The 26,012-nt window shown below is 59.2% G+C and carries 17 protein-coding genes, 2 tRNA genes and 5 pseudogenes; 9 read left to right on the plus strand and 15 right to left on the minus strand.

What is annotated here, in order from left to right; all coding sequences use genetic code 11:
• Window positions 1-3: 3 nt before the first annotated feature.
• Together ML_RS08540 and ML_RS08545 are read right to left on the minus strand one after the other, a co-directional pair.
• Window positions 4-1,134, minus strand: a complete 1,131-nt coding sequence (locus ML_RS08540) for a D-alanine--D-alanine ligase family protein (protein WP_162618262.1) — start codon at window positions 1,132-1,134, stop codon at window positions 4-6.
• Window positions 1,135-1,269: 135 nt separating this feature from the next.
• Window positions 1,270-2,319, minus strand: coding sequence for an NAD(P)H-dependent glycerol-3-phosphate dehydrogenase (locus ML_RS08545; protein WP_041323875.1), 1,050 nt, complete (start codon window positions 2,317-2,319; stop codon window positions 1,270-1,272).
• 546 nt (window positions 2,320-2,865) lie between these two features.
• Here ML_RS08545 and cofC point away from each other — a divergent pair.
• From cofC to mutT1, 3 genes are all read left to right on the plus strand, one after another.
• Window positions 2,866-3,516 carry a 2-phospho-L-lactate guanylyltransferase gene (cofC, locus tag ML_RS08550; protein WP_010908475.1) on the plus strand — a complete coding sequence of 217 codons (651 nt, stop codon included), beginning with the start codon at window positions 2,866-2,868 and terminating at the stop codon, window positions 3,514-3,516.
• Between the two features lie 83 nt (window positions 3,517-3,599).
• A complete protein-coding gene (locus ML_RS08555; RefSeq protein WP_010908476.1) occupies window positions 3,600-5,819 on the plus strand; it encodes an RNA degradosome polyphosphate kinase in 2,220 nt (739 codons plus the stop codon).
• Between the two features lie 75 nt (window positions 5,820-5,894).
• Window positions 5,895-6,833: an 8-oxo-(d)GTP phosphatase MutT1 gene (gene mutT1 / locus ML_RS08560; RefSeq protein WP_041322901.1), complete on the plus strand. Its 939-nt coding sequence runs from the start codon at window positions 5,895-5,897 to the stop codon at window positions 6,831-6,833.
• Window positions 6,834-6,901: 68 nt separating this feature from the next.
• Here the strand turns inward: mutT1 and ML_RS08565 are convergent, their stop codons facing one another.
• The 3 genes from ML_RS08565 to leuC form a co-directional block, all read right to left on the minus strand.
• The gene (locus tag ML_RS08565) at window positions 6,902-7,504 is read right to left on the minus strand and encodes an HU family DNA-binding protein (protein ID WP_010908478.1); all 603 of its coding nucleotides are present in this window, start codon (window positions 7,502-7,504) and stop codon (window positions 6,902-6,904) included.
• Between the two features lie 213 nt (window positions 7,505-7,717).
• Window positions 7,718-8,314 (minus strand): 3-isopropylmalate dehydratase small subunit, encoded by a 597-nt coding sequence (gene leuD / locus ML_RS08570; protein WP_010908479.1) that lies wholly within the window; start codon window positions 8,312-8,314, stop codon window positions 7,718-7,720.
• Between the two features lie 42 nt (window positions 8,315-8,356).
• Window positions 8,357-9,808 (minus strand): 3-isopropylmalate dehydratase large subunit, encoded by a 1,452-nt coding sequence (gene leuC / locus ML_RS08575; protein ID WP_049769796.1) that lies wholly within the window; start codon window positions 9,806-9,808, stop codon window positions 8,357-8,359.
• A gap of 83 nt (window positions 9,809-9,891) precedes the next feature.
• Between leuC and ML_RS08580 the strand changes: the two are divergent.
• A pseudogene (locus ML_RS08580) lies at window positions 9,892-10,602 on the plus strand (IclR family transcriptional regulator).
• A 123-nt stretch (window positions 10,603-10,725) separates the two neighbouring features.
• Window positions 10,726-11,246 (plus strand): annotated as a pseudogene (locus ML_RS18035) (pyridoxamine 5'-phosphate oxidase family protein).
• Window positions 11,247-11,293: 47 nt separating this feature from the next.
• Here the strand turns inward: ML_RS18035 and ML_RS08585 are convergent.
• From ML_RS08585 to ML_RS08600, 4 genes are all read right to left on the minus strand, one after another.
• Window positions 11,294-11,366, minus strand: a tRNA-Glu gene (locus tag ML_RS08585).
• Between the two features lie 90 nt (window positions 11,367-11,456).
• Window positions 11,457-11,528, minus strand: a tRNA-Gln gene (locus ML_RS08590).
• Window positions 11,529-11,768: 240 nt separating this feature from the next.
• Window positions 11,769-13,277: a glutamate--tRNA ligase gene (gene gltX, locus ML_RS08595; protein ID WP_010908481.1), complete on the minus strand. Its 1,509-nt coding sequence runs from the start codon at window positions 13,275-13,277 to the stop codon at window positions 11,769-11,771.
• The gene (locus ML_RS08600) at window positions 13,274-14,080 is read right to left on the minus strand and encodes a fumarylacetoacetate hydrolase family protein (protein WP_041322908.1); all 807 of its coding nucleotides are present in this window, start codon (window positions 14,078-14,080) and stop codon (window positions 13,274-13,276) included. The genes gltX and ML_RS08600 overlap by 4 nt, the downstream gene beginning before the upstream one ends.
• Window positions 14,081-14,910: 830 nt before the next feature.
• Here ML_RS08600 and ML_RS16155 point away from each other — a divergent pair.
• Complete coding sequence (locus ML_RS16155; RefSeq protein ID WP_231846584.1) at window positions 14,911-15,315, plus strand: MFS transporter; 405 nt, start codon at window positions 14,911-14,913, stop codon at window positions 15,313-15,315.
• 24 nt (window positions 15,316-15,339) lie between these two features.
• Here the strand turns inward: ML_RS16155 and ML_RS08610 are convergent, their stop codons facing one another.
• Both ML_RS08610 and serA read right to left on the minus strand, forming a co-directional pair.
• Window positions 15,340-16,350, minus strand: a complete 1,011-nt coding sequence (locus tag ML_RS08610; protein WP_010908483.1) for a 3-isopropylmalate dehydrogenase — start codon at window positions 16,348-16,350, stop codon at window positions 15,340-15,342.
• Between the two features lie 49 nt (window positions 16,351-16,399).
• Window positions 16,400-17,986, minus strand: coding sequence for a phosphoglycerate dehydrogenase (serA, locus tag ML_RS08615; RefSeq protein ID WP_010908484.1), 1,587 nt, complete (start codon window positions 17,984-17,986; stop codon window positions 16,400-16,402).
• 120 nt (window positions 17,987-18,106) lie between these two features.
• Between serA and ML_RS18040 the strand changes: the two are divergent.
• A pseudogene (locus ML_RS18040) lies at window positions 18,107-19,360 on the plus strand (dehydrogenase); the annotation flags it as partial.
• Window positions 19,357-19,950: pseudogene (locus ML_RS16165) on the plus strand (NAD(P)H-dependent oxidoreductase); the annotation flags it as partial. The pseudogenes ML_RS18040 and ML_RS16165, both read left to right, overlap by 4 nt.
• Before the next feature lie 954 nt (window positions 19,951-20,904).
• Here the strand turns inward: ML_RS16165 and ilvC are convergent.
• From ilvC to ML_RS08635, 3 genes are read right to left on the minus strand one after another with little or no spacing between them, the layout of a single operon-like run.
• Window positions 20,905-21,906 carry a ketol-acid reductoisomerase gene (ilvC, locus tag ML_RS08625; RefSeq protein ID WP_010908485.1) on the minus strand — a complete coding sequence of 334 codons (1,002 nt, stop codon included), beginning with the start codon at window positions 21,904-21,906 and terminating at the stop codon, window positions 20,905-20,907.
• Window positions 21,907-21,958: 52 nt separating this feature from the next.
• Complete coding sequence (ilvN, locus tag ML_RS08630; RefSeq protein ID WP_010908486.1) at window positions 21,959-22,468, minus strand: acetolactate synthase small subunit; 510 nt, start codon at window positions 22,466-22,468, stop codon at window positions 21,959-21,961.
• A gap of 51 nt (window positions 22,469-22,519) precedes the next feature.
• Window positions 22,520-24,397 carry an acetolactate synthase large subunit gene (locus ML_RS08635; RefSeq protein WP_010908487.1) on the minus strand — a complete coding sequence of 626 codons (1,878 nt, stop codon included), beginning with the start codon at window positions 24,395-24,397 and terminating at the stop codon, window positions 22,520-22,522.
• A 345-nt stretch (window positions 24,398-24,742) separates the two neighbouring features.
• Between ML_RS08635 and ML_RS16170 the strand changes: the two are divergent.
• Window positions 24,743-25,112, plus strand: a pseudogene (locus ML_RS16170) (PH domain-containing protein); the annotation flags it as partial.
• 56 nt (window positions 25,113-25,168) lie between these two features.
• Here the strand turns inward: ML_RS16170 and ML_RS08645 are convergent.
• Window positions 25,169-26,002, minus strand: coding sequence for a DoxX family protein (locus tag ML_RS08645; protein ID WP_010908488.1), 834 nt, complete (start codon window positions 26,000-26,002; stop codon window positions 25,169-25,171).
• Window positions 26,003-26,012 lie beyond the last annotated feature (10 nt).

Here is a 26,012-nt window from a genome sequence, read left to right on the forward strand (position 1 = left end):
ATGCTAACGCATACCCACACCCCGAGCCAATGCCGTATCCACCATGGTCGCTAGCAACGTCGGGTAGTCCACGCTACTGACCGCCCACAGCTTTGGGTACATCGAGGTCATGGTGAACCCCGGCATCGTGTTGATCTCATTGATCACCGGCCCGTCGTCGGTTAGGAAAAAGTCAACTCGTGCCAGGCCCTGGCAGTCGATAGCCCGAAACGCCTGAATCGCGAGCTGGCGCACCTCGTCAGCAACGTCATCGTCCACCTTGGCGGGCACATCTAACTCGGCTGCGTCGTCGAGATATTTGGTGGTGAAGTCGTAGAACGAATCCTCGCTTCCGCTCACCCCGGCTACCCGAATTTCCCCCACCGCGCTGGCTGCCACAGTGCCATCCGGCATTTCGAGCACGCCGCACTCCAGTTCGCGGCCGTTAACCGCCGCCTCGACAATCACCTTCGGATCGTGCCGGCGAGCGTAGGCAATCGCGGAGGGCAGTTGACCCCAGCTCGACACCCGGCTGATACCGATAGACGAGCCACCGCGTGCGGGTTTAACGAATACCGGTAAACTCAACCGCTCACACTCCTGCCGATGCAGCGTTGGCCGCAACGGACGCAACACCGTGTACGCGCTCAACGGCAGTCCCTCCGCAGCGAAGAGCTTCTTAGTGAATTCCTTGTCCATGCCGGCGGCGCTGGCCAGAACACCAGCTCCGACGTAGGGCACACGAGCGAGTTCCAGCAGCCCCTGGATGGTGCCGTCCTCGCCATATGGACCATGTAACACCGGGAATACCACATCGACCGACGTCAGGACCTCTCCGGCCCCAAGGCCGGCGCCGTGTGAAAGTGACACCAGTTGACCGCTGCGCCGTGGATCGGCCGGCAGCGTCAACTCGATTCCCGATTCGCAGCTCACAGCGGGAAGCTGTCTATTGGCAATCGCCAGCGCATCCGGGTTGGGATCGGTGAGCATCCACGTCCCTTCCGGAGTGATACCAACCGCGACCACGTCAAACCGCTGTCGATCCAGATTGCGCAAGATGCTGCCGGCAGACAGACAGGAGACGGCGTGTTCGTTACTGCGCCCGCCGAATACGACGGCAACGCGCACACGGCCGCCGGATGGCAGCCAAGGCATCAAGGGCCGCTGGTAGACATTCACAGCCTAAAGAGGCTACCGGTCAAGCAGCTCCAAGAGCAGCTAAAACTCTGAACTAGGCCTTCTAGGCTACTCACGGTCCACCTGGGCGGGCCCCGTCACATTCCGGCGTGGTTACTCAGACTTAGTACTGCGGCCCAACAGCAGAGCCATCGCCTTCTCGACCGAGAGTCCCTTGTGACAAACTCGGTGGACGGCGTCAGTTAGCGGCATCTCGACGTCATAACTGGACGCTAGCGCGAGTACCGACGCGCACGACGTCACACCCTCGACGACGTAGCCGTCTCCGCCATCGGAACCATCCATACCGTGCAAGATCGACTGCATGATCTCGCCCCGGCCCAAGCGTTCGCCGAGTGACCGGTTACGCGAATGCGGCGATGTGCAGGTGGCCACCAAATCACCTACCCCCGCCAGACCGGCCAACGTAGTAACCTGGGCGCCTAGCGCCATCCCCAGCCGGATGATCTCCGCCAGGCCCCGAGTAATGATCGTCGCCGCGGTGTTTTCGCCGAACCCGACACCCGCAGCCATCCCGCACGCCAGCGCTATGACGTTCTTGCATACCCCGCCGATCTCGGTGCCGACGACATCGCTGTTGGTGTACGGCCGAAAGTAGCCACTGCTTAGCATGCGCTGCAAAGCGACGGCTCGGCCCAAGTCGCTGCACGCGATGACGGTGGCTGCGGGCTGGCATTGAGCAATCTCGCTAGCCAGGTTGGGTCCCGAAAGCACCGCGACCTGCGCCGGGTCCACGCCAGTTACCGAGACAATGACCTGACTCATCCGCATCAGCGTGCCCAGCTCGATGCCTTTTGCCAGACTCACCAGGGTCGCGCCGTCGGCCACCAAACCACCCCACCGCTCGAGGTTGGCCCGCATCCGCTGCGCCGGCACCCCCAATAGCACCGTCGACGCACCGCGCAGCGCATCTGCTGGATCGGCGGTAGCGCGGATACCTGGCGGAAGCAGTGTTCCCGGTAGATAGGCGCGGTTACATCGGGTGGTATTGATCCGCTCAGCGACATCCGGTCGCCGAGCCCACAATACGACTCCGGCCTCCGGTCCGCCGGCATCGATAAGCACCTTGGCCAGTGCAGTGCCCCATGCACCAGCGCCCATCACCGCGACAGCACTCTCTGAACGGACCACTATGCCGGCCATCTCCACCACCCCCGTAGTTGTTTAAAGCGGCATCTGCAGCAGGTACGGCACAGACCAACACGGGCTATCGTCACGCTAGTCACGATCACGCGCTAACGTGGCGCTGGGCTGCGGTCGTTACTCTATCGGTAAGTCGTATCGGTGATACGTGGATCAGGCAGCTTGGTCGATGTCGGCCTCATATTTCCAGCGGTCAGACTTTAGGTGCGTTATAGCAAATCCGTGAAACTAAGATTTTGCTGGTAGGGGCGTCGCCGATCCCTATGAAGACCAGCGTCACGCTCCTGTCGATCAACACGGAAGTGTATTGTGACACTTCCTGTTCCAATCGAAGTCTAATATCGAGCTGGCAGATTCGGCCGCCGCTTCGGGCATACAGTCGGCTGCTGGGTTGGTCGTCGAGACTGCAGTGCCGATACCCAAGTTAGACTTGGGAATCGCCAGTCATACCACGACACAACACTCTAGCGCGCAAATCGACTGCCACGGTCGAGCTCTCGTGACACTTGCAGGGAATGCAGCGACCAACGCTGGCAGGATGACCTCATGAGTGGCACACGGGCTGGAGGCACAGCTGATGTCGGCTTGATCATCGCCGTTAAGCGGCTGGCCGCCGCCAAGACCAGGCTAGGACCGGTCTTCTCGACTCGGACACGAGAGAATGTGGTGTTGGCCATGTTGGTAGACACCCTGACCGCAGCGGCACCCGTTTCAGCACTACGTTCAATCACCGTCATCACGCCCGATGAGGCCGCTGCCGCGGCAGCGGCCGAATTCGGAGCCGAGATTCTGGCCGATCCAACACCCGATGGTCATGGTGATCCACTGAATAACGCCATTGCCGCTGCGGAACACGCGATAGCTGGATCATTCTCCAATATCGTTGTACTGCAAGGAGATTTGCCTGCCTTACAGACACAGGAATTGTCCGAGGCAATCGCTGCCGCCCGACACCATCAGCGCAGCTTCGTCGCTGATCGACTGGGTAGCGGAACCGCAGCGCTCTGCACGTTCGGAACCGCACTCAACCCGCAGTTCGGTCCAGATTCATCCGCGCAACATCGCCGTTCAGGCGCGATCGAGCTTACGGGACCCTGGCCTGGCCTGCGATGCGACGTCGACACGCCTGCCGATCTGGCCGCCGCACGCCGTCTGGGCATCGGAGCCGCCACCACGCGGGTGGTCGCACATCTTTAGCCCCAACCAGCTACAGGATCCCAAATGGTAAACAGCACACCAACGCGGAATGAATGGCCACAGCGTGATAGCAGCACCATCGGATGATGAGCAATGATCTTTTGGTGACCGACATCGAAGCTGAGGCCCGTACCGAAGAGAATATATGGCATTCAGACAACTCCGCCCTCGCAGCACCGCCCGCGGCGACCACCTCTGCGAGTCAGGACCAGCTGCCCGACGACCGCTACCTCAACCGGGAATCAAGTTGGCTGGATTTCAATGCGCGTGTGCTCGCACTAGCCGCCGATAACTCGTTGCCTTTGTTGGAGCGAGCCAAGTTTCTGGCTATCTTCGCATCCAATCTCGACGAGTTCTACATGGTTCGAGTCGCCGGCCTCAAGCGCCGCGACGAGATGGACTTGTCGGTGCGCTCTGCTGACGGTCTCACCCCACGTGAGCAACTGAGCCGCATAGGCGAGCAGACCCAATGGATCGCCAGCCGGCACGCGCGGGTGTTCCTCGATTCGGTGTTACCCGCACTCGGTGAGGAGGGTATCTACATTGTCACGTGGACGGATTTAGATCAGGCCGAACGTGACCAGTTATCGACCTATTTCAACGAGCAGGTCTTCCCCGTCCTGACACCACTGGCTGTCGATCCCGCCCACCCGTTTCCGTTTGTCAGCGGGTTAAGTCTGAACCTGGCTGTCACCGTCAAGCAACCCGAAGACGGTACCCAGCATTTCGCCCGGGTCAAAGTGCCTAACAACGTCGATCGATTCGTAGAACTCGCTAACCGCGGGGCGGTCAGAGATACCTCTGCCGGAGATGAAGGTCAGCTCATTCACCGGTTCCTGCCCATGGAGGAGCTGATCGCGGCATTCCTTCCGGTGCTCTTCCCTGGCACGGAAATCGTCGAGCATCATGCATTCCGCATTACCCGCAACGCTGACTTCGAGGTTGAAGAAGACCGTGACGAAGACCTACTACAGGCGCTGGAACGAGAATTGGCGCGTCGACGGTTCGGTTCGCCGGTGCGACTCGAGATCGCCGACGACATGACCGAGAGCATGCTGGAACTGCTGTTGCGGGAACTCGACGTGCATCCCAGCGACGTCATCGAAGTGCCCGGGCTGCTTGACCTGTCGTCGTTGTGGCAAATTTACGGGCTGGACCGACCCGCACTCAAAGACCGCGCATTCATTCCCGACACTCATCCCGCTTTCGCCGAACGGGAAACTCCCAAGAGCATCTTCGCGACGCTGCGCGAAGGCGATGTTCTGGTGCACCATCCCTATCACTCGTTTGCCACCAGCGTGCAGAGATTCATTGAACAGGCCACCGCCGACCCCGATGTGCTGGCGATCAAACAAACGCTGTACCGCACCTCCGGTGATTCACCGATCGTGCTGGCGCTCATCGAAGCTGCCGAGGCAGGAAAGCAAGTGGTGGCACTGGTCGAAATCAAGGCTCGCTTTGACGAGCAGGCCAACATCCGGTGGGCGCGCGCGCTGGAACACGCAGGCGTGCATGTGGTGTACGGGATCGTTGGGCTCAAGACACACTGCAAGACCTGCCTCGTGGTGCGCCGTGAGGGCCCGACGATCCGGCGGTACTGCCATATCGGAACCGGCAACTACAACAGCAAGACCGCTCGACTGTACGAAGATGTCGGTCTGTTGACCGCAGCACCCGATATCGGCGCCGACTTGACTGACTTGTTCAACTCGCTTACCGGCTACTCGCGTAAGCTGGCTTACCGCAACCTTCTGGTGGCACCGTATGGAATTCGCCGAGGCATTATCGAGCGGGTCGAGCGCGAGGTGGCCGCCCATCGCGAATCCGGCCCCCAAACCGGTAAGGGCCTGATCCGACTCAAGATGAACGCTCTGGTCGACGAACAAGTTATCGATGCGCTGTATCGCGCGTCACAGGCAGGCGTGCGGGTCGAGGTGGTGGTGCGCGGCATCTGCGCACTACGCCCAGGCACCGAAGGTTTTTCGGAAAACATTTTCGTCCGCTCGATTCTCGGCCGTTTCCTCGAGCATTCACGGATCATCCATTTCCGAGCCATCGATGAGTTCTGGATCGGAAGCGCCGACATGATGCACCGCAACCTAGATCGACGAGTCGAGGTGCTGGCGCAAGTTAAAGACTCGAGGCTGACCGCGCAGCTAGATGAGTTGTTGAAGTCCGCGCTGGACCCGTTCACCCGGTGTTGGGAACTGCGACCCGACGGGCAGTGGACCGCTTCGCCGCAGAAAGGCCAGCAGGTGCGCGACCACCAAGAATCGTTGATGGAACGGCACCGCAGCCGCTGACGCTGTGTGATGATCTTTTCGGCCACATCCACAATGTGTGAGCTACCCTGACTCAATTGACCTGCAAGGATGTTAATGGTGGCGATCTGGAACTCGTCCTGTCAATGGCCAAAGAGTCAAATCGTGTACGCTGCGGGGGCGGTGTTGTGGCGACCAGGCAATTCCGACCCGGCCGTCGAGATTGCCGTGATCCATCGTCCCCGTTACGATGACTGGTCACTGTCCAAGGGCAAAGTTGACCCCGGTGAGACCGCTCCGATGGCGGCCGTGCGCGAAGTGTTCGAGGAGACAGGCCATCACGCTACCCTTGGCGCGCGGCTCGTCGTGGTGAATTACCCAATCGGTCAACACGTCAAGAAGGTGTACTACTGGGCAGCTCGCAGCATTGAGGGACAATTTGTCCCGGGCAGCGAGGTCGACGAGCTGCTCTGGCTGCCGGTTGTCGACGCAATGAAAAAACTTGATTACGTGCAGGATCGAAAAGTCCTGCGCCAGTTCGCTAAACAACCAGCTTATACGCGGACCGTGTTGATCGTCCGGCACGGAACCGCCGGCCGGAAGTCACGCTTATCGGAGGATGACACCAAACGACCTTTGGACAAACAGGGTCGCGCACAAGCGGAGGCATTGATTGGACAGCTGCTGGCTTTTGGTGCCACCGATGTGTATGCGGCCGACCAGTTACACTGTCATCAGACAGTAGAACCGCTCGCCGCAGAACTAGGTGTGCCGATCCACAACGAGCCCAGTTTGACCAAGGAGGCCTTCGCCAAAAACCCCAAACGTGGCCTACACCGAGTGTTGCGGATCGCGGCGCAGTCAGGAACACCGGTGATCTGCTTGCAGGGCAAGATAATTCCAGACCTGATCGCGTGGTGGTGCGAACGCGATGGAGTGCGCCCCAAAAAATCGCACAATTACAAGGGCAGTACTTGGGTGCTGTCACTATTAGCCGGTCAGCTAGTGGCTGTCGACCACGTCGGCAGCACGCTCGCAGCCAACGTACAGCCCTAACACGCAGATACCCTCCGGGTGAAAGTAACGCCTACCGAAAGGTATCTGCGTTAGACTGTCTATTTTCTTTACTTGCGACCCCGCTTAGCTGCGGTAACCTTCTTGGCAGGAGCCTTCTTCACCGCTGCCTTCTTGGCCAGCGCCCTGGTCGTGGCCTTGCGTACCGGAGCCTTGGCGGCGACCTTCTTGACCACTTTTGTCGCCTTTTTAGCCGGAACTTTCACGGCCGTGGTGATTTTCTTGGCGGGCGCCTTCACGGCCTTCTTGGCCGGAGCCTTGGTCGCCGCCTTCTTGGCCAGCGCCTTCTTAACCGGAGCCTTCTTAATCGCTGCCTTCTTGGCAGCGCTGGTCGCTACACCACGCTTGACAGCGGGACCTTCCAACGGGAGACGCTGTGCGCCAGCCACAACCGCTTTAAATTGCGCACCCGGACGAAACGCCGGGACGGACGTCGGCTTCACCTTCACCGTTTCGCCGGTACGGGGGTTACGAGCCACGCGCGCAGCCCGGCGACGCTGCTCGAACACACCGAACCCGGTAATGGTGACGCTGTCGCCCTTGTGTACAGCACGCACAATGGTGTCAACGACATTCTCGACGGCAGCGGTCGCCTGCCGACGGTCCGAGCCCAATTTCTGTGTCAGCACGTCAATGAGCTCTGCTTTGTTCATCCAAATCCTCCGAAGTCAGTGGTCCTCGTTTTTGAACCGACTAATGGACACGGTAAACCCTCAGCCCATTGATTTCCAAGAGCCACGCGCAATTTCACCGATCCTGCGGCGGCAATTATCGCAATCAGGTTGCCGCCCTTGACCGGTGGCGGGAACAGAAAATGGGCCTGGCTGTGTTGGTGAGCAAGCGAAAAATCCTGCCAGTGCGACCCGTCAGGTGGTGGGCAGGGTGCGCGGTTTCCACGCAGGACGCGCCGACTCAAACGCCTCGATCTCGTCAAGTTTCCGCAGATTAAGAGCTATATCGTCGAGTCCTTCGAGCAATCGCCAAGCAGTGTAGTCATCAATCTTGAACGGCAACACCACCGTTGCAGCATTGATATTTCGATCTTGAAGATTGACAGTGATTTCCAACCCCGGCTTCTGCTCGATGAGTTTCCACAGAAATTCGACATCATCTTGGGCTACTTGAGCTGCCAGCAACCCCGCCTTGCCCGCGTTACCGTGAAAAATATCACCAAATCGAGACGAGATAACCACCCGGAATCCGTAGTCCATGAGCGCCCACACCGCATGCTCACGCGACGACCCGATCCCGAAATCAGGACCGACGACCAGGACTGAGCCCCGATCAAAGGGGCTGAGGTTGAGCACGAATGAGGGATCGACCCGCCACGTAGCGAACAAGCCGTCCTCGAAACCGTTTCGAGTGACACGCTTCAAAAAGACCGCCGGAATGATCTGATCGGTATCGACATTGGACCGCCGCAACGGCACGCCGATACCGGTATGGACGCGGAAAGCTTGCATAATTTATCCTCCACTCCTCTATCTCAGTTCAAGCCGGCCGAGTTAGTTCAAATCGGCCGGAGCAGAGAAAGTGCCGCGAACCGCGGTGGCAGCGGCGACGGCCGGGGATACCAAATGTGTACGGCCACCCTTGCCTTGCCGTCCTTCGAAGTTTCGGTTGGACGTCGCAGCGCACCGCTCCCCGGGCGCAAGCTGATCGGGGTTCATGCCCAGACACATCGAACAACCCGGCTGCCGCCACTGCGCTCCCGCAGTAATAAAAATCTCACCGAGCCCCTCGGCTTCAGCCTGCGCACGTACCCGCATCGAGCCGGGGACGATCAGCATCCGCACACCGTCGGCCACCTTGTGGCCACGTAACACATCGGCCACCAACCGCAGATCCTCAATGCGGCCGTTGGTACACGACCCAACGAACACCGCATCGACCGCAATATCGCGCATCGGTGTACCTGGGCGAAGGTCCATGTACGCCAAAGCTTTCTCGGCGGCTTGTCGGGCAACATCGTCAATCATCAGTTCGGGATCAGGCACAGATGCGGCCAACGGCACTCCTTGACCGGGGTTTGTCCCCCAGGTGACAAACGGGCTCAACGAGGTCGCATCGAGATAGACCTCGGTGTCGAACACAGCGTCGTCGTCAGTGCGCAGCTGTTGCCAGTAGGCTACTGCGGCATCCCATTGCTTGCCAGTCGGTGCGTGCGGACGGTCACGTAAGAACTCGTAGGTAGTCTCGTCGGGAGCCACCATTCCTGCTCGAGCACCGGCTTCGATGCTCATGTTGCAGATCGTCATCCGTCCTTCCATGGACATCGATTCGATGACACTGCCCCGGTATTCGAGTACATAGCCCTGCCCGCCGCCGGTGCCAATCTTAGCAATCAACGCAAGGATGATGTCCTTGGCTGTGACGCCGGCGGGCAACCGCCCATCGACAGTGACCGCCATTGTCTTGAATGGGCGCAACGGCAGCGTTTGGGTAGCGAGTACATGCTCGATCTCCGAGGTGCCGATGCCCATCGCGATTGCACCAAAAGCGCCATGGGTAGAGGTGTGACTGTCGCCGCAAACGATCGTCATGCCCGGTTGAGTGAGGCCTAACTGTGGCCCTACGACATGAACGATGCCCTGCTCGATATCGCCCATCGGGTGTAACCGGACACCAAATTCGGCGCAGTTGCGCCGCAACGTCTCCACTTGAATGCGCGACACCGGGTCAGCGATCGGCTTGTCGATGTCGACGGTGGGCACGTTGTGATCCTCGGTGGCCACTGTTAAATCGGGGCGCCGCACCCACCGGCCGGCCAAGCGCAGGCCATCGAAAGCCTGCGGGCTGGTGACCTCGTGCACCAAATGTAGATCGATGTAAATCAAATCGGGACCCCGATCTTGATGGTAGCCCTGACCGGCTACCACAACGTGGTCGTCCCAAACCTTTTCGGCCAACGTGCGCGGTTTGCGGGCGCCACCCACTTGTTTCCTCTCGTTATCCATCTCCAAGCGCCTCGATTCGCCTCATTTGCGGCTCGCCGATCAATCCATATTGATATCGCAGAATACGAGACTGATATCTCTCTGTGACACAGACTAGCGGTATCGGGGTTCTCGACAAAGCTGTGGCGCTGTTACATACGATTACATACGACGCGTAATCTTCCTGCGGGTTGGCCGAACTGTACGACCGAGCTGGCTTGCCCAGAGCCACCACCTACCGTCTGGCCGCCGCGCTGGAGGCTCACCGTCTAGCAGCGCGCAACGACGAGGGCCGGTGCCAGCTTGGAACCGCAGTCTCCGAACTCGCGATCCATGTCAACGATCCACTGTTGGCTGCCAGCGCGACGGTGCTATCTACATTGCGCGAAAGCACCGGAGAAAGCGTGTAGCTGTATCGCCGAGAAGGCATCTCGCGGGTCTGCGTGGCCGCATCGGAACCTCCTGCGGTCCTTCGCGATACGGTTCCGGTCGGGGTGCAGTTACCAATGACGGCAGGTTCGGGAGCCAAAGTATTACTGGCCCATAGCGACGCCACCACCAGGGAAGCCGTGCTACCGACGGTGAAATTCACCGACCGGACACTAGCCGAAGTCCGCCGACGCGGTTGGGCACAAAGCGTAGCCGAGCACGAATCAGGGGTAGCAAGTGTATCGGTGCCCGTGCGCAACGGCCGCTGTGTCGTGACCGCTGCCATATCGGTGTCTGGACCCATCGACAGGATAGTCCGACGTCCCGGTGCACGATGGGCAACTGACTTACTATCAGCGGCCGAAGCATTGACTCGCCGCCTCTGAAAATTCTGCTGCTCGACCGTAAACCACGCGACACGTATCTCGATGCTGTTCACGTAGCAGGTCACAGTAGCGCTTTTCTTAGCCATCGACTCGGCGTTGGCGGTCGCCTGAAAGACTGGCCCAATAGGAACCAATCGGCACGCGCATGTCGTCATGGCCGAGGCTGAAATCATTCGACTGCGTCGTCAACATCCGCACCGGTACGCTAACCACCATCGGTCCAAACGGGCAGGCACATTTGACCGCTATGTAATACACTGCCATCGACAGCGCAATCCGACTGGAAATCAAAGATAAAATCACAGAAAGCAGTCAACCTGAAACGAGACCCGCGAGTGAGTTTTTTGATCGAGAACGGCCAAACGTATGACCCGCTGCGCGGGATGTTCTTTGAAGGAACTACGGAGAGTATCGGCCGATCACGATTCCCCTTTCCGGATCGGACCAGTTCGGAGTCAGCGTTTGGGAACGCTATACCGGTCCTACATCGACGACGCAAAGCCCATGGTCGACCAGATGATGAACAAGCGAATCGACTGTGCGCGGTGTCAGCCGTCTTACCCGTTCGTGGGATAACCACAAGCTCAGCTTGCCGCACATTCCTGTGAAGAGGATCGACCGGACCAGCCGCACTGGCAAATTAGAAACAAATAGGGTTCGGCCAGTAACCACGTTATCGACGGTCGCTTTGTAGCCCCGATGGGATTCGAACCCACGCTACCGCCGTGAGAGGGCGGCGTCCTAGGCCGCTAGACGACGGGGCCAGAACCGATCCGAGCTGTCTAGCATAGCTCACACCGCTAAGCCCACCCAATCGCTTCGAGACCATGGTTGACAGTCCGACGGACTTTTTGCTGGGGTACCAGGACTCGAACCTAGAATGGCTGAACCAGAATCAGCTGTGTTGCCAATTACACCATACCCCATTTCTACCTAGAACCTCTGGTCAGAGCACATTCTGCGGACTATAACAAACACGTATCAGCGTCTTAATATGTCCTGGGACTTGCTTCTGTCCAGCCATGATCGGCCGACGTGCAGACTACCAAAGACTCACCGCGCAAATACACACACCTTGTCTTACCTCGTTGCGTTCCTAGTGTGGCGATAGCGAGCGCTGGAAACGGCGCGAGTAAGCAGCCACGCAACCGGACTTAGGCCTGCAGCTAGGCCGAGGTGACTCGCGCTCGCGCAGCACTCAGCCGCTGCAGACTGCGAGCACGGCCGAGTAGCTCCAGCGATTCGAACAGCGGCGGGCTGACCAATGCCCCCGTGGCGGCGACCCGGATCGGGCCAAACACTTTGCGCGGTTTAAGACCAAGACCTTCGATGAGTGCAACCTTGAGGACGTCCTCGATACTCGCAGTGGTCCAATCCACCAGGCTGTCCAGCACGGCACAGGCAACATCAAGCACCGGCCCGGCATCGGCATCCAGTTCTTTGGCAGCGGCCTTAGAGTCGATAGAGTACTCGTCATCGTTGAGGAATTTCAACAGGTCCCAAGCGTCACCAAGCACAACGATGCGGGTCTGCACCAACTGCGCCGCGGCAACGAAACCAGCTTCGTAATTAGCGGGATCCAAAGCGATGTGGTAGCCGTGTGTGGTGAAGTAGTCGCGTAGCCTGCCAGCGAAATCCTCGGAGTCGAGCATTCGGATGTGCTCGGCGTTAACCGCATCGGCCTTCTTCTGATCGAATCGCGCCGGATTGGAGTTGACGTCGACCACATCGAACGCGGCTACCATCTCATCGAGACTGAACAAGTCGTGGTCATCGGCGATCGCCCACCCCAGCAAGGCAAGGTAGTTCAGCAGACCTTCGGGGATAAAGCCCCGGTCACGGTGGGCAAACAAATTCGACTGCGGTTCTCGCTTCGAGAGTTTCTTGGTTCCCTCCCCCAATACCGATGGGAAATGACCGAATTCGGGAATACGCTCAGCCATCCCGATTCGGATCAACGCCTGGTATAGCGCCACCTGTCGCGGAGTCGACGATAGTAAGTCTTCGCCCCGCAGTACATGCGTGATCTTCATCAGCGCGTCATCGCACGGGTTGACCAAAGTGTACAACGGATCTCCGCTTGCTCGGGTCAACACGTAATCGGGCACAGTGCCCACAGCAAAGGTAGTTGTCCCGCGCACCAGGTCATCCCAACTGATATCCTCGTCGGGCATCCGCAGCCGAACTACAGGCTTACGGCCTTCCGCCAAGTACGCTGAGAACTGCGCATCGGTAAGATCGCGGTCAAAGTTGTCATAACCCAGCTTGGGATTGCGTCCAGCAGCAAGATGGCGGTTCTCGACTTCCTCCGGTGTGGAGAAAGCGTAATAGGCCTCTCCTGTAGCAAGCAACTTTGCCACCACCTCGCGGTAGATGTCAGTGCGCTGCGACTGCCGGTACGGACCGTAAGGTCCTCCAACCTCGGGACCCTCGTCCCAGTTCAGGCCGAGCCAGCGCAACGCATCGAGCAGGGCCAGGTAGCTTTCTTCACTGTCGCGGTCGGCGTCGGTGTCCTCGATGCGTAAGACGAAGGTGCCTCCAGTATGTCGAGCGTAAGCCCAGTTGAACAGGGCCGTGCGAACCATCCCGACGTGCGGAACACCAGTGGGCGATGGGCAGAATCGTACCCTGACTTTTGCTGCTTGCGGGGTACCATCAGAGGTTACTGCAGTCACGACTTTCCTTTGCGGACTACGGGATTGGTAAGAGTTCCGATGCCTTCGACAGTGATAGAAACGATGTCACCGTCTTCGACGGGACCAACACCTGCCGGTGTCCCGGTGAGTATGAGATCACCGGGCAGCAATGTCATTACCGCCGAGATCCACTCCATGATGGCACCGATGCCGTGAATCATCAGGGAGGTGCGGCTGTGTTGTTTAACTTCGCCGTTGACTGCGGTTCGCAGTTCAAGATCGGCTGGGTCTAGGGGACCGAGGTCGGTGACGATCCACGGCCCTACTGGGCAGAAGGTATCATGTCCTTTCGCGCGGGTCCATTGACCATCCGCGCGTTGTTGATCGCGAGCCGACATGTCGTTGCCGATGGTATAGCCGAGAATGCAGTCGACGGCCTGGACTGCCGGGACGTCCTTGCACGACCGGCCCACCACGAGTGCCAACTCGCCCTCGAAATGCACAGGTGATGCGTTGGCAGGCAGTCGAATCGGAACATTTGGCCCGATGATCGCGGTATTGGGCTTGAGGAATATCACCGGATCTGCCGAAGCTAGTCCCGTTTGGCCACCCATCTCGACGATATGATCGGCGTAGTTCTTACCGATACAGACCACCTTGCTGGCCAGCATCGGAGCCAGTAGCCGGACATCGGCTAATGGCCACGAACGGCCAGTGAAGGTTAACTCGCCGAATGGGTACTCAGCGAGCTCACGGGCAAACATCCCATCGGGATCGTCAGGCTCACCTTCGATGCTGACGAACGCGACGCCATCTGGACTAGATATTCGACCAAGACGCATTTACTTGAGACTAGCGTAACGACAATGCATGCCGTGGAGCGGCGGTGCACGCACAAGCATGATCCGATGCCTGAGAATCCGAGTCACCCAAACCAATTGAGCCTAGGCGCACGCTGGTCAATAACATTCATCTCGGTGGGCGTGACATCTAGTAGCTCGTTCCTGTTTATCAACAGCGTTGCGTTCATGATTTCCGCATTTGTCGCCGCACGTGGGAATCTCGTTGGCCGACGCTGAACTATTGGCTTCGATGACCAGCTAGGGCCGGAGGTCGTTACGCTGGCTTTATGAAGTTACATCACCGTACGGCTGAGCAAGTGGATCGTCATAATTGTGGGCTCGGCGCTCACCGCGGCTTCGAAGTATGCCGCGGCATCGGTCCACTCGCTAGTGGCAACGGGCGCATTCCTATTCCTCGGTGGCATGCCCACCGCTAGCCGTAACACGGCTGGCGGTGGGCTGGTCTCCAATTGGCTACCACCAAAGTAAACTCAAAGTCGCGATGGGGCTTATCCGTCAGACCGTGCAAAACCGCTGAGAATCGCCATCGGCGCCTTGACGATACCCGAGATCGTCGAACGCAGGCCTGATGTTTCCGGCATTTATGTGCACGATATCCACGGTGGCCAGCGCGATCGGCAGATTGACAGCCGCGGAAAAGCCCGGACAGCAACAAGGAACTGGCCACCCGTATCACGAGGCGTTCACGTTGTGGCTAATCCACGCAATCTAGGCACTGCTGATGATGTCGCAGGCGATACCAGTGACGTTCATGTTGGTCTGGCTGGTAAAACACTACGGTTGGTCGGTCGCAGCAGCGGGCTAAGCCGGTGGCAATCTCGCAACTGCTCAGTGCACTGGGCCGCATCCTGGCTGGCCGCATAGGCTCACGAATGCGATTCGTTCGCATCATCACCACCCCGGCTGCTTCGGCCCTGTTTCTGCTAACCCTTGTCTATGACCAGGGTTCGCGGTACTACGTGTTGCTCATGATCGCCATATCGGTTACTGCAGTGCTTGACAACGGGTTGGAAGCAACCGTGATCACCAAATTGCGCCAGACCGTTCTGGAGCTGGGACGCTATATGGACATTCAGAACACCTACCAGCGGCCAATGGCAGCTGCCGCACCCCCACTGTTCGGTATCCTGACCGCCGACGCTACGTATCCACCGACCTGGGTGTTGCGCGGATTTTTCCCGCTCGCATCAGCGCCTTTGGTGCCGATGCGGTAGGTCCCGACCGGCTTGGAACCTAACCTAGAGTGCAGCGGCTATTCGTTCTCCAACTTCGCCGGTGGAAAACCGCCCGTTCCCGCGAGTCGCCAAATAACTCGCTACCGCCTGGTCCAACCGAGCAGCCGGCTCATCCTCACCGAGATGGGCGAGCAGCAGTGCCAACGACATTATCGCCGCGGTCGGATCAGCGATGCCCTGGCCGGCAATATCCGGAGCGCTGCCATGCACCGGCTCGAACATCGACGGATTGGTCCGGGTGGCATCGATATTTCCACTGGCGGCCAAGGCAATGCCACCACACACCGCTGCGGCCAAGTCGGTGATGATATCACCGAATAGGTTATCAGTGACAATGACATCAAAGCGACTGGGTTCGGTGACCAAGTAGATGGTGGCCGCATCTATATGCTGGTAGACAACCTCGACGTCGGGGTATTTTTCACCGACCTCCTGCACGATCCTACACCACAACGTCCCGGCATAGGTCAGCACGTTGTTCTTGTGTACCAGCGTCAGATGCTTGCGGCGCTGTCGGGCACGTTCGAACGCATCTTGCACCACCCGGCGCACACCAAAAGCGGTATTCACACTTACCTCCGTGGCCACCTCGTTAGGGGTTCCGACACGGATCGCACCGCCGGTACCAGTGTAGGGGCCTTCGGTGCCCTCGCGAACCACCACAAAGTCAATATCGGGCTTTCCCGCAAGCAAACTGTTAACACCTGGATACAACCGGGCCGGTCGCAGATTGATATGATGATCCAGCTCGAAGCGCAATCTCAGCAGCAAGCCCCGCTCCAACACACCACTAGGGACTGAGGGATCACCTACCGCCCCGAGCAAGATGGCGTCGTGCTCCCGTAGCTCGGCGAGCACCGACTCCGGCAATAGCTCACCAGTGGTGTGATAACGCCGGGCGCCCAGATCGTAGGTAGTCTTCTGTACGCCCGGCAGCACCACATCAAGAATTTTGACTGCCTGTGCGACCACCTCCGGGCCGATCCCGTCGCCACCGATGATCGCCAATTTCATCTGCCCCGCTCCTTCTCATCGCCTCGCGCTGGATCGTCACCGGAGTAAGTCATGACAGATTGACTACCTCAAGCTTGTTGGCACTCACCGCTGCCACGATCGCCGACCGCACATCACCCGGCACGTCTTGATCCAGCCTCAACAGAATCGTCGCACCTGGCCCCTCGGTGTCCTCAGACAGCTGAGCAGCTTGGATATTCACCCCGGCCGCGCCCAGCAAAGTGCCAATCTTGCCCAGAGCGCCAGGTTGGTCGACATACCTGATCACCAAGTTCATGCCCTGCGCACGCAAATCAAAGTTACGACCATTGACCTGCACGATCTTCTGCACCAGTTGCGGCCCAGACAACGTACCGGCTATGTTGACCACCGAGCCGTCGGAGGCGACCGCCCGCACGTCGACCACACTGCGATGGTTGGGGCTCTCCGAGCCCGTAGTGATTTCAGCGGACACACCTCGTTCGGCGGCCAGTGCCGGTGCGTTGACGAACGTCACAGCATCCTCTATGACCGTCGAGAAAAGCCCACGTAGGGCCGAAAGCCGCAATATTTCAACGTCTTCAGAAGCCAACTCGCCACGCACGTGCACCGACAACGACGCCGGCAGTTCATCGGATAACGCGGCTACCAGCACCCCAAGCTTGCACACCAAGTCCAGCCAGGGAGCCACCTCTTCGTTGACCACGCCCCCGTCCACGTTGACCGCGTCAGGCACAAACTCCCCCGCCAGCGCCAGCCGCACGCTTTCGGCCACATCAGTACCTGCTCGATCCTGGGCTTCGGCGGTAGACGCCCCCAGATGCGGTGTCACCACCACCTGCGATAGTTCAAACAGCGGGCTATCGGTGCACGGTTCGGTGGCAAACACATCTAGACCGGCCGCCCGAACATGTCCGCTGCGCACCGCATCGGCTAGCGCCACCTCGTCCACTAAGCCGCCGCGTGCGGCATTGACAATGATGACACCGGGCTTGGTTTTGGCCAGCGCCTCCTTGTCGATCAGGCCCGCCGTCTCGGGCGTCTTCGGCAAATGCACTGAGATAAAATCGGCCCGGGCTAGGAGATCGTCAAAAGACATCAGCTCGATACCAAGCTGCGCGGCCCGTGCCGGCGCCACATACGGGTCGTAAGCGATAACGTGAGCCCCGAACGCTGCTATCCGTGCGGCAACCAACTGCCCAATCCGACCCAGCCCCACCACGCCGACGGTCTTGCCGAAAATTTCGGTGCCGGAGAACGACGACCGTTTCCAGATGTGTGCACGCAGTGAGGCGTCGGCCTCCGCGATCTGCCGAGAAGCTGCCAATAGCAGCGCCAACGCGTGCTCAGCGGCGCTGTGAATGTTCGACGTTGGGGCGTTGACTACCAGGACACCGCGCGCGGTGGCGGCATCGACATCAACGTTGTCTAGCCCTACCCCGGCACGGGCGACGATCTTGAGCTTAGGAGCGGCTGCCAGCACCTCGGCGTCGACAGTAGTGGCCGACCGCACCAACAACGCGTCGGCCTCGGGTACTGCAGCTAACAGCTTCGTCCGGTCTGGACCGTCCACCCACCGCACCTCGACTTGGTCTCCCAGGGCAGCCACGGTTGATTGGGCGAGTTTGTCGGCAATTAACACAACAGGCAGGTCCACGCCGCCAGAGTATCGACTGTAATTGACATGTGGACGTCACCGTCGTCGACAGCGAACTCACCAAGATCTCTGCTGCCTGACCTGCGCCCGCGCAGGACGCAAAATGCCAGTAGTCAAGGCTCAGCGGTTAACCCCCTGACGCTGGCATCGCCGTTTTTCGTGGAGTTCGACTTGCGTGCCCGCGGCGTCACACTGGCGGTACCAAAGATTGCCTATGCAAACCCGCTGCCGAGCCGGCCCGCGGCCATCGCTTACCGCGATCTCGAACGCACAGTGCCGAGTTGGTCGACTACGCGTCCTGGCGGCGACTGCTCGGGCCACTGACGGCAGACGCCGACGCAGTGATCGGATTCGTGCTCGGCGACAAGCGTTCGGTGCCCAGTTAGATCTTGCCTGACCTGCGTCTGGGCTTACGAATGCTGGCGCAAAGCACCCCGACGTGGCGGTCACTGAGTGGCGAGTACACCCGATCCTTGTTCACCGGCGTTGCCGCCCATACGGTTTTGCGGATACCGTCGTTGGTATCGGCGGGCGCCGGGTTAACGCCGCCCACCCTCGCCTATGCAGTAGGCTAACCGCGCCTGGTGGTGGGCTACCCAGACATCATCGACACGCTTGCCTACCTAAGCGCGCGCAGAAGCGCGTTTACGGACGACGTGGAAAGCACCGAATCACCAGGACTCCTGAGGTGCCGTCATGTTTGACACGACCCCAACAATGTTGCTTCAGAAGTACGGCAACATCCTTCCACCTCGGTACGTTAAAGCATTTCGCCGTAACCGACTGGGCCAGATGTTGCCAAAGTCGACTTCGTGGTTAGTTATTCCATCTCGTGGTCGGATCCGCGGCTGCGGCAAGCAGCAATTCTTCAATCTGGGCGATACCCCGCGAATAGATAGCGCGCACCGAGGCAGACATCGTGGTTGGCCGCCACGCGCGGTGGCCAATGCTGCTAACCACCTCACCACACATCGCCGATCCGGGCCGCATCGCTACCAACGGCCGCCATCTTTTCTGGACTTACACCTACGTCCCGTCGAATTCCACCGCCGATCCAACCGAGACCGTGACCGGGGGTGTCGAGCAATTCACACCGAGCTTCCGCGACATCGTGGTTGTGGCGCATACGGTGTACACCGCGCTAATAACCGACTATGTCGGCGACCATATTGTGACGGGAGACAATTCCCTGCGGCGTGCGATCGCTAACCTCCACACCGAGGATCAACCCTTGGCACACAACGACTCCCAAGGTGTAATCTGTGTTCGGCTGCCCCCGGCAACAACGTGCACGGCATGGCCGGTTACTAAGCCGCACACACCCTGTTACTCCGAGAATTCGGGACCACCGACGTGCCCGCGATGGCACCGTGACAAGGCTCGCGGTCATCTATTATTTCGACCACCAGTCACGGCACCACGATGGCTGAGCGCGTCTCCGCTACGACCAAATCTGCGTGCACGGAAGTCCAATGCGCCACGTAGCCGAGACATGCGCCCCGGAATCGTTCGCACCCAACCCGGCCAGGACGGCTAACTACGAAGCCACCAAAGACTTGCCCCCAACCACCGGTGACGACAGTATCTGAGTCGACGCCTTGATTTTTCACTGGCCGACCTGATTCGGCTCTCCGGCATCGCAATTGTGCAACTTCCTCGACTCGCTGTACGGGCTGTGAGCCGAAGGCAAGCTGGCCGACAAGGTGCACTCGGCCTTCACATCGTCCAATACCGTACATGACGGACAGGAAACCACCCTGGTCACACCGTACTTGACCCTGATGCATTTCAGCGACATCATCGGTGATACTGGGTACACACCGATACGGTGAAATCTGTCGACGGCCACCCTGATAGAGGTGAGCTCAGTGTCCACCCACGACAACATCACCGAATCAAATTATGTTATGCGACCGGCAAACACCCTCGATTACCGGGCTCGCTGGGTGGTGACTACTGGCGGTTGTGTTGAGGTTAATGTTAGCGCGGACTCGTTGTGGGGGTGGAGTAAAGGGTGGTGGGTCAGTGTATTGGCGGGTCGGTGCGTCAGGTCGCAAAGGTCGGTATCGATGCCGTGGTGATGCGGGTATGAGAGTCGTTTCGAGGTCTTGGTCTCACGCTGGGGTTGTACAGCGATTCTGTGGTAGGGCGTTGTCTTGTGGTTGATCATGGCCGCAGTGATCACATCAGTGCTGTGGTCCTTGGATAGGTGTAGCAGCTGCACGAATCCGCTACTTGTGTTCGGCCAGGGCGCCGATTTGGGGGTCTAATTTTTGCCGATGATTACATCATCCGCCCAATGCTATGAGGTTAGAGCACCACACGGTCGTGTAGTTTTCGCGGGACGTGCACTGGTGGTGGCCATACCTAGAGAATAATGGTGGTGCCCGGTTTTAGCGTGCTGTGCCCTCAGCGTGCGGAACATCCACCCAGTGCGCACATGTTGGTTGAGCTTGGACTCGATGTTGAAGTGTTTTATAGGACACCTGCATCTTTCGGGCCGGTCGGGATAGGTTTTGGGCCAACACCCCCACAATTTGTTCGGGACTGTACTTCTTGGCCAGCACACATGTCTATCTCCGTACGCAGCTGCCCACAACGCTCACCTTGCCGGCCTTTAAAGCCACTGGCCCACTGCTCACTGCATAGCTAAGCAATACAAGCTCAGTAACCCGATTGAGCGTCTTAGCCAGCATAGTTGGTGTCGAATCAGTGCAACCCCCAAAGCAACCCGCAAACACGCGGGCCCCACCCTTGCTGGTGATCTCACGCACGATCCCCACCCCCACCCAACCCAAACGAACGGTTAACGATCGATCACATCAACTCACAACACTGCAACACACCGCCACCCTTTACTCCACCCCCACAACAGAACATGCACACAAAGTACAATTCAACCCCGAGAGAGCGCTACGTTATGCGGTCTCGGTGCTCTGGCGGTCAACCCAGCTCATCAGGTCGCGCAACTTTTTGCCGGTAACCTCGATGGGATGTTCGGCGTTTTCCTTACGGAGCACTTCGAGTTGCTTGTTTCCGCCCTCAACGTTGGCGACCAGCTTCTTGACGAAACTGCCGTCCTGGATGTCGCGCAGAATGCCGCGCATCCGCTCCTTGGTGTCAGCATCGATGACACGCGGACCTGACAGGTACCCACCAAACTCAGCGGTGTCAGACACCGAGTAGTTCATCCGCGCGATCCCGCCCTCGTACATCAGATCGACGATCAGCTTAAGTTCGTGCAGCACCTCGAAGTACGCCATCTCGGGAGGGTAGCCCGCTTCGACCATGACGTCGAAACCTGCCTTCACCAATTCCTCTGTACCACCGCATAATACGGCCTGCTCACCGAAAAGATCAGTTTCTGTCTCGTCTTTGAAGGTAGTCTTGATGACGCCGGCACGGGTGCCGCCGATAGCTTTAGCGTAAGACAACGCCAGCGCCTCGCCGGTGCCGGTCGGGTCTTGGTTAACGGCGATCAGGCAAGGCACACCCTTGCCATCAACGAACTGGCGGCGCACCAGGTAGCCGGGACCCTTCGGTGCGACCATCGCGACGGTCACATCGCCCGACGGCTTGACCAGTTCGAAGTGAATGTTGAGTCCATGACCGAAAAACAAAGCATCGCCAGGCTGGAGGTTGGGCTCGATATCGTTTTCAAAGACGTCCGCCTGCGCAGTGTCAGGCACCAACAGCATGATGACATCGGCCCACTTGGCGACCTCGGCAGGGGTATCGACGTCCAGGCCCTGCTCGAAGGCCTTAGGCCGAGACTTCGAGCCCTCCGGCAGACCGACCCGCACCTGGACACCAGAATCGCGCAGACTCAGCGAGTGCGCGTACCCCTGGCTGCCGTATCCGATCACGCCGACTTTGCGTCGCTGAATGATCGACAGATCTGCATTGTCGTCGTAGAACAATGATAGTGACTCATCCAAAACGTCTGCCACGTGACTATCTCCTTCGTGTTAGCTACCTGACTGTGCCGATACCGCGCGGACCGCGAGATAACGAGACCACTCCCGATTGGACGATTTCTCGTACGCCGAAAGGCTCCAGCACACGCAGCAACGCCTCAATTTTGCTGCAGTCACCAGTGGCCTCGACAGTCAGTGACTCGAGCGATACATCAATAACCCTGGCGCGGAACAAGTGTACCGCTTCGATTACCTGGCTGCGGGTACCAGCTTCGGCCCGCACCTTGATCAACGCCAGCTCGCGGGACAGCGAGTTGTCAGCCTCTTGCTCAACAACCTTGATGACGTTAATCAACTTGTGCAGCTGCTTGGTGACCTGCTCGAGCGGGGTCTCCTCGGCAGAGACAACGATGGTCATTCGCGACATAGTCTTGCACTCAGTAGCACCGACAGCCAACGACTCAATATTGAAACCGCGCCGAGAGAACAGTGCCGCCACCCGCGCGAGCACGCCGGGAGTGTCCTCGACCAGAACCGACAAGGTGTGCGTTGGCAACCCTACCATTATGCGCCATTCCTCCTCATCGCTAGGCTCTGCATCGTCGCCGACGCACAGTCAAACATGCCCTTCGCTTTCGTCATCAAAGAGCGGGCGGATACCGCGGGCAGCTTGGATCTCGTCGTTGCTGGCCCCAGCGGCGACCATCGGCCACACCTGCGCATCGGCGCCGACGATGAAGTCGATCACCACAGGGCGGTTGTTGATCGCCCTGGCCTGATTGATCACATCGACAACGTCCTCTTCACACTCGCAACGCAATCCGACGCAACCCAACGCCTCGGCCAACTTCACGAAGTCCGGAATGCGGTGTGAGTGGGTGGCCAGGTCGGTCTGCGAGTAACGCTCCTGATAAAACAAGGCTTGCCATTGCCGCACCATGCCCAGGTTGCCGTTGTTGATCAACGCCACCTTGATCGGCGCGCCCTCGATAGCGCACGTAGCCAACTCCTGGTTGGTCATCTGGAAGCAGCCATCGCCGTCGATCGCCCAGACTTCTGCCTCCGGGCGAGCAATCTTGGCGCCCATGGCCGCCGGAATAGCAAACCCCATGGTGCCCAGACCGCCTGAGTTGAGCCAAGTACGCGGCTTCTCGTAGGAGATGAACTGCGCCGCCCACATCTGATGCTGACCTACACCCGCGACATATACGGCCTCCGGGCCAACAATTTCACCAAGCTTTTCGATAACGTACTCCGGGCTCAGAGTGCCGTCGCTTTGTGGACTGTAGCTCAACGGATACGTCTTGCGAACACCGTCCAAATATGACCACCAGTCGGTCATTTCGATGTTGCCGGGGACCTCGTAATGGCGCAGCATCGCGATGAGCTCTACAATAACAGCTTTGACGTCGCCCACAATCGGCACGTCAGCGTGCCGGTTCTTGCCGATCTCCGCCGGGTCGATGTCGGCATGTATAACCTTGGCGTCGGGCGCGAAGGAGTCGAGCTTGCCAGTCACCCGGTCGTCAAAGCGAGTGCCCAGTGCGATCAGTAAATCGCTGCGCTGCAGCGCTGCCACCGCCGCAACGGTGCCGTGCATGCCGGGCATGCCCAAGTTCTGGTGATGGCTGTCGGGGAACGCGCCACGTGCCATCAACGTGCTAACCACCGGGATGCCGGTCAGTTCGGCCAAATCCCGTAGCTGCTCGGTCGCTTCGCCGCGGATAACGCCCCCGCCGACATACAGCACAGGCTTGCGGGCGTCAGCGATCAGCTTGGCTGCCGCACGGATCTGCCGGTTGTGCGGTTTGGTGTTCGGCTTGTACCCGGGCAAGTCCATTTTCGGTGGCCAGCTGAACTTGCACTGGCCCTGCAGCACATCCTTCGGGATATCGACGAGCACCGCACCCGGCCGTCCCGACGACGCGATGTGGAAGGCCTCAGCCAGTACCCGGGGAATATCGTCGCCGGCACGAACCAGAAAGTTATGCTTGGTTATCGGCATTGTGATGCCGGAGATGTCGGCCTCTTGGAAGGCATCCGTCCCGATCAGACTGCGCCCGACCTGCCCAGTAATGGCGACCACCGGCACTGAGTCCATCTGCGCATCGGCCAACGGTGTCACCAGATTGGTGGCTCCAGGACCAGAAGTCGCCATGCACACCCCCACCTTGCCGGTCACGTGTGCGTAGCCGCTGGCCGCGTGGCCGGCGCCCTGCTCGTGGCGGACCAGGACATGACGTAACTTTTTTGAGTAGAACAGCGGGTCATATACCAGAAGGACGGCACCGCCGGGAATTCCGAAGATGACCTCGACATCGAGTTCTTCCAACGACCGAATCACCGATTGAGCACCGGTAAGTTGCTCAGGTGAAACGCGTTCTAGTTTTGCGACAGCTGGCTTTGAGGGAAATTGCGTGGCGGGTTTCACGGTGTTTGGCACGCTGTTACCCGCCCCCTGCGGGCGGGCGTGTGGCTTGGTCGGTGCGCTCACTGTGTGTCCTCTTTAGTCCTTATTCGCTTCGACAGTCACGTTGACGGGCAACAAAAAACCCTCGACAGCTGAGCTAGCTGCACGAGGGTTGCGCGTTGGCTTTGGATCGCTTCAAATACTGAAGTGCTACTCAACCACCAACGCGCTGACAAATTACTACCAACATTCCGGGCTGGCCGGCGTTATCCATAACACCCGACGGTAGCCTTCGCAGAGCTCAACCGTCAAATCCGACACCGCCCAAGCAGCACCTCGGCCTGCGTGACAAGTGAAATTATGCTCGGGTGGCTACTCTGGTTCGTCTGGTTTTCTAGTTCGTCTGGCCAAACACCCGCTGGCTCTCGAATGGTAATCAAGGTGTCACCGGTGGCACACAGTGCCGTTGGATTCCCACCCCTCGGGCTGCTGGTGCCGGCAGCTGGCCTGGCCTGCCGGCCGTCCCACTACTTGCATTGTCATCCCGGCGGTATTGTCGGCGTTATTCTTCCGGCTCCGTATGGTCGCCGAAGACCAGGGCATATGTAGTACACGTCCCGTTGAGCAGCCAGGTAGTGCGCCGGGGTAACATCGACGGACTGCGTTTCAACCGAGGTTCCTGGGAACACACCCGGCTCAAAAGTGGTGCGTAACTGCAGATTGCCCGCAGTCACTTTCGCCACCCTGCCGCTGTTGACCGAAGCCCACTCAGGACGGACAAGTCCCCAACCCGTACCGACCCGACCCCGTACCGGATGAGCGCAAAAGGTACCTGTCACCGAGTGTAAGGCCGTTTCAGGCTAGGGGATTCACGCCGTTGAGCAGCACCCACACCGCGATGCCGGCGGCGATGCCGGCAATTAGCACTATGAAGGACCCAATGAACGGTCGATAGGCCCAGCGCCGACCGGCATCGAGGCCGTACCGACCCGGACCACACAGGATGACAGTAACATCCATTACGATCAGGGTGATCTGATGTTCATTCCCGTCCGGTAAAAAGAATGAGAATAGGGGCGAATGCGGCCATGCCGCGAGCAGACCATTGATCAGGAACGCCAGCGCGCCCGCAGCGACCACCGGCGCAAATAATCCCAGGACCAGAAGCACGCCGGCAACAGCCTCTCCGCCAGCGCTCACATAAGCCAGGATGTCGGCGTGCTGGTAGCCAACCTGGGTCAGCGAATTCTTGAATCCGGTCAACCCCTGGCCACCCCACCAACCGAACAGCTTATGCAGCCCTTGGGCGGCCAACACTACGCCCAGCCCGACCCGGAGTACCAGCAAACCGAGATGCTGGGTACCGCGCCGACCGACGGTGTGTAATCGCTCGTTGTCCTGGTCTGAATCGATCTCAGTAGGCTCAGCCACTGCATGCCGAGCCTGCGGCTGGACGTAAGGTAACGGCTCCTGCTGGTCGAGTAGGTTGTATCCCGTACCACCGGGACCCTTCAAGTGATCAGGGTCACTGTACGGGATGACGGTGGTAGTTCCGAAATCGCCTGGGTAGCCGACTGGCGTCAGGTCATCTTCGGGATCGACCAGGCTTGCTGAGGCAGGGCGTCCCGGGATTGGCTCCGGGCATTCGCCCGGCCGCCGCCAATGTTCGTCATGCGATTGACCGGTCACTCCTGCTAGA

Origin of the sequence: Mycobacterium leprae TN (assembly GCF_000195855.1) — a bacterium.
In the GTDB taxonomy this organism is placed as follows: domain Bacteria; phylum Actinomycetota; class Actinomycetes; order Mycobacteriales; family Mycobacteriaceae; genus Mycobacterium; species Mycobacterium leprae.

Excerpts from the sequence above, each read along its gene's own strand:
- ML_RS08540 (WP_162618262.1), bottom strand. The coding sequence starts at position 1,134 with ATGCCTTGGCTGCCATCCGGCGGCCGTGTGCGCGTTGCCGTCGTATTC.
- ML_RS08545 (WP_041323875.1), bottom strand. The coding sequence starts at position 2,319 with ATGGCCGGCATAGTGGTCCGTTCAGAGAGTGCTGTCGCGGTGATGGGC.
- cofC (WP_010908475.1), top strand. The coding sequence starts at position 2,866 with ATGAGTGGCACACGGGCTGGAGGCACAGCTGATGTCGGCTTGATCATC.
- ML_RS08555 (WP_010908476.1), top strand. The coding sequence starts at position 3,600 with ATGATGAGCAATGATCTTTTGGTGACCGACATCGAAGCTGAGGCCCGT.
- mutT1 (WP_041322901.1), top strand. The coding sequence starts at position 5,895 with ATGGTGGCGATCTGGAACTCGTCCTGTCAATGGCCAAAGAGTCAAATC.
- ML_RS08565 (WP_010908478.1), bottom strand. The coding sequence starts at position 7,504 with ATGAACAAAGCAGAGCTCATTGACGTGCTGACACAGAAATTGGGCTCG.
- leuD (WP_010908479.1), bottom strand. The coding sequence starts at position 8,314 with ATGCAAGCTTTCCGCGTCCATACCGGTATCGGCGTGCCGTTGCGGCGG.
- leuC (WP_049769796.1), bottom strand. The coding sequence starts at position 9,808 with ATGGATAACGAGAGGAAACAAGTGGGTGGCGCCCGCAAACCGCGCACG.
- ML_RS08600 (WP_041322908.1), bottom strand. The coding sequence starts at position 14,080 with ATGCGTCTTGGTCGAATATCTAGTCCAGATGGCGTCGCGTTCGTCAGC.
- ML_RS08610 (WP_010908483.1), bottom strand. The coding sequence starts at position 16,350 with ATGAAATTGGCGATCATCGGTGGCGACGGGATCGGCCCGGAGGTGGTC.
- ilvN (WP_010908486.1), bottom strand. The coding sequence starts at position 22,468 with ATGGTAGGGTTGCCAACGCACACCTTGTCGGTTCTGGTCGAGGACACT.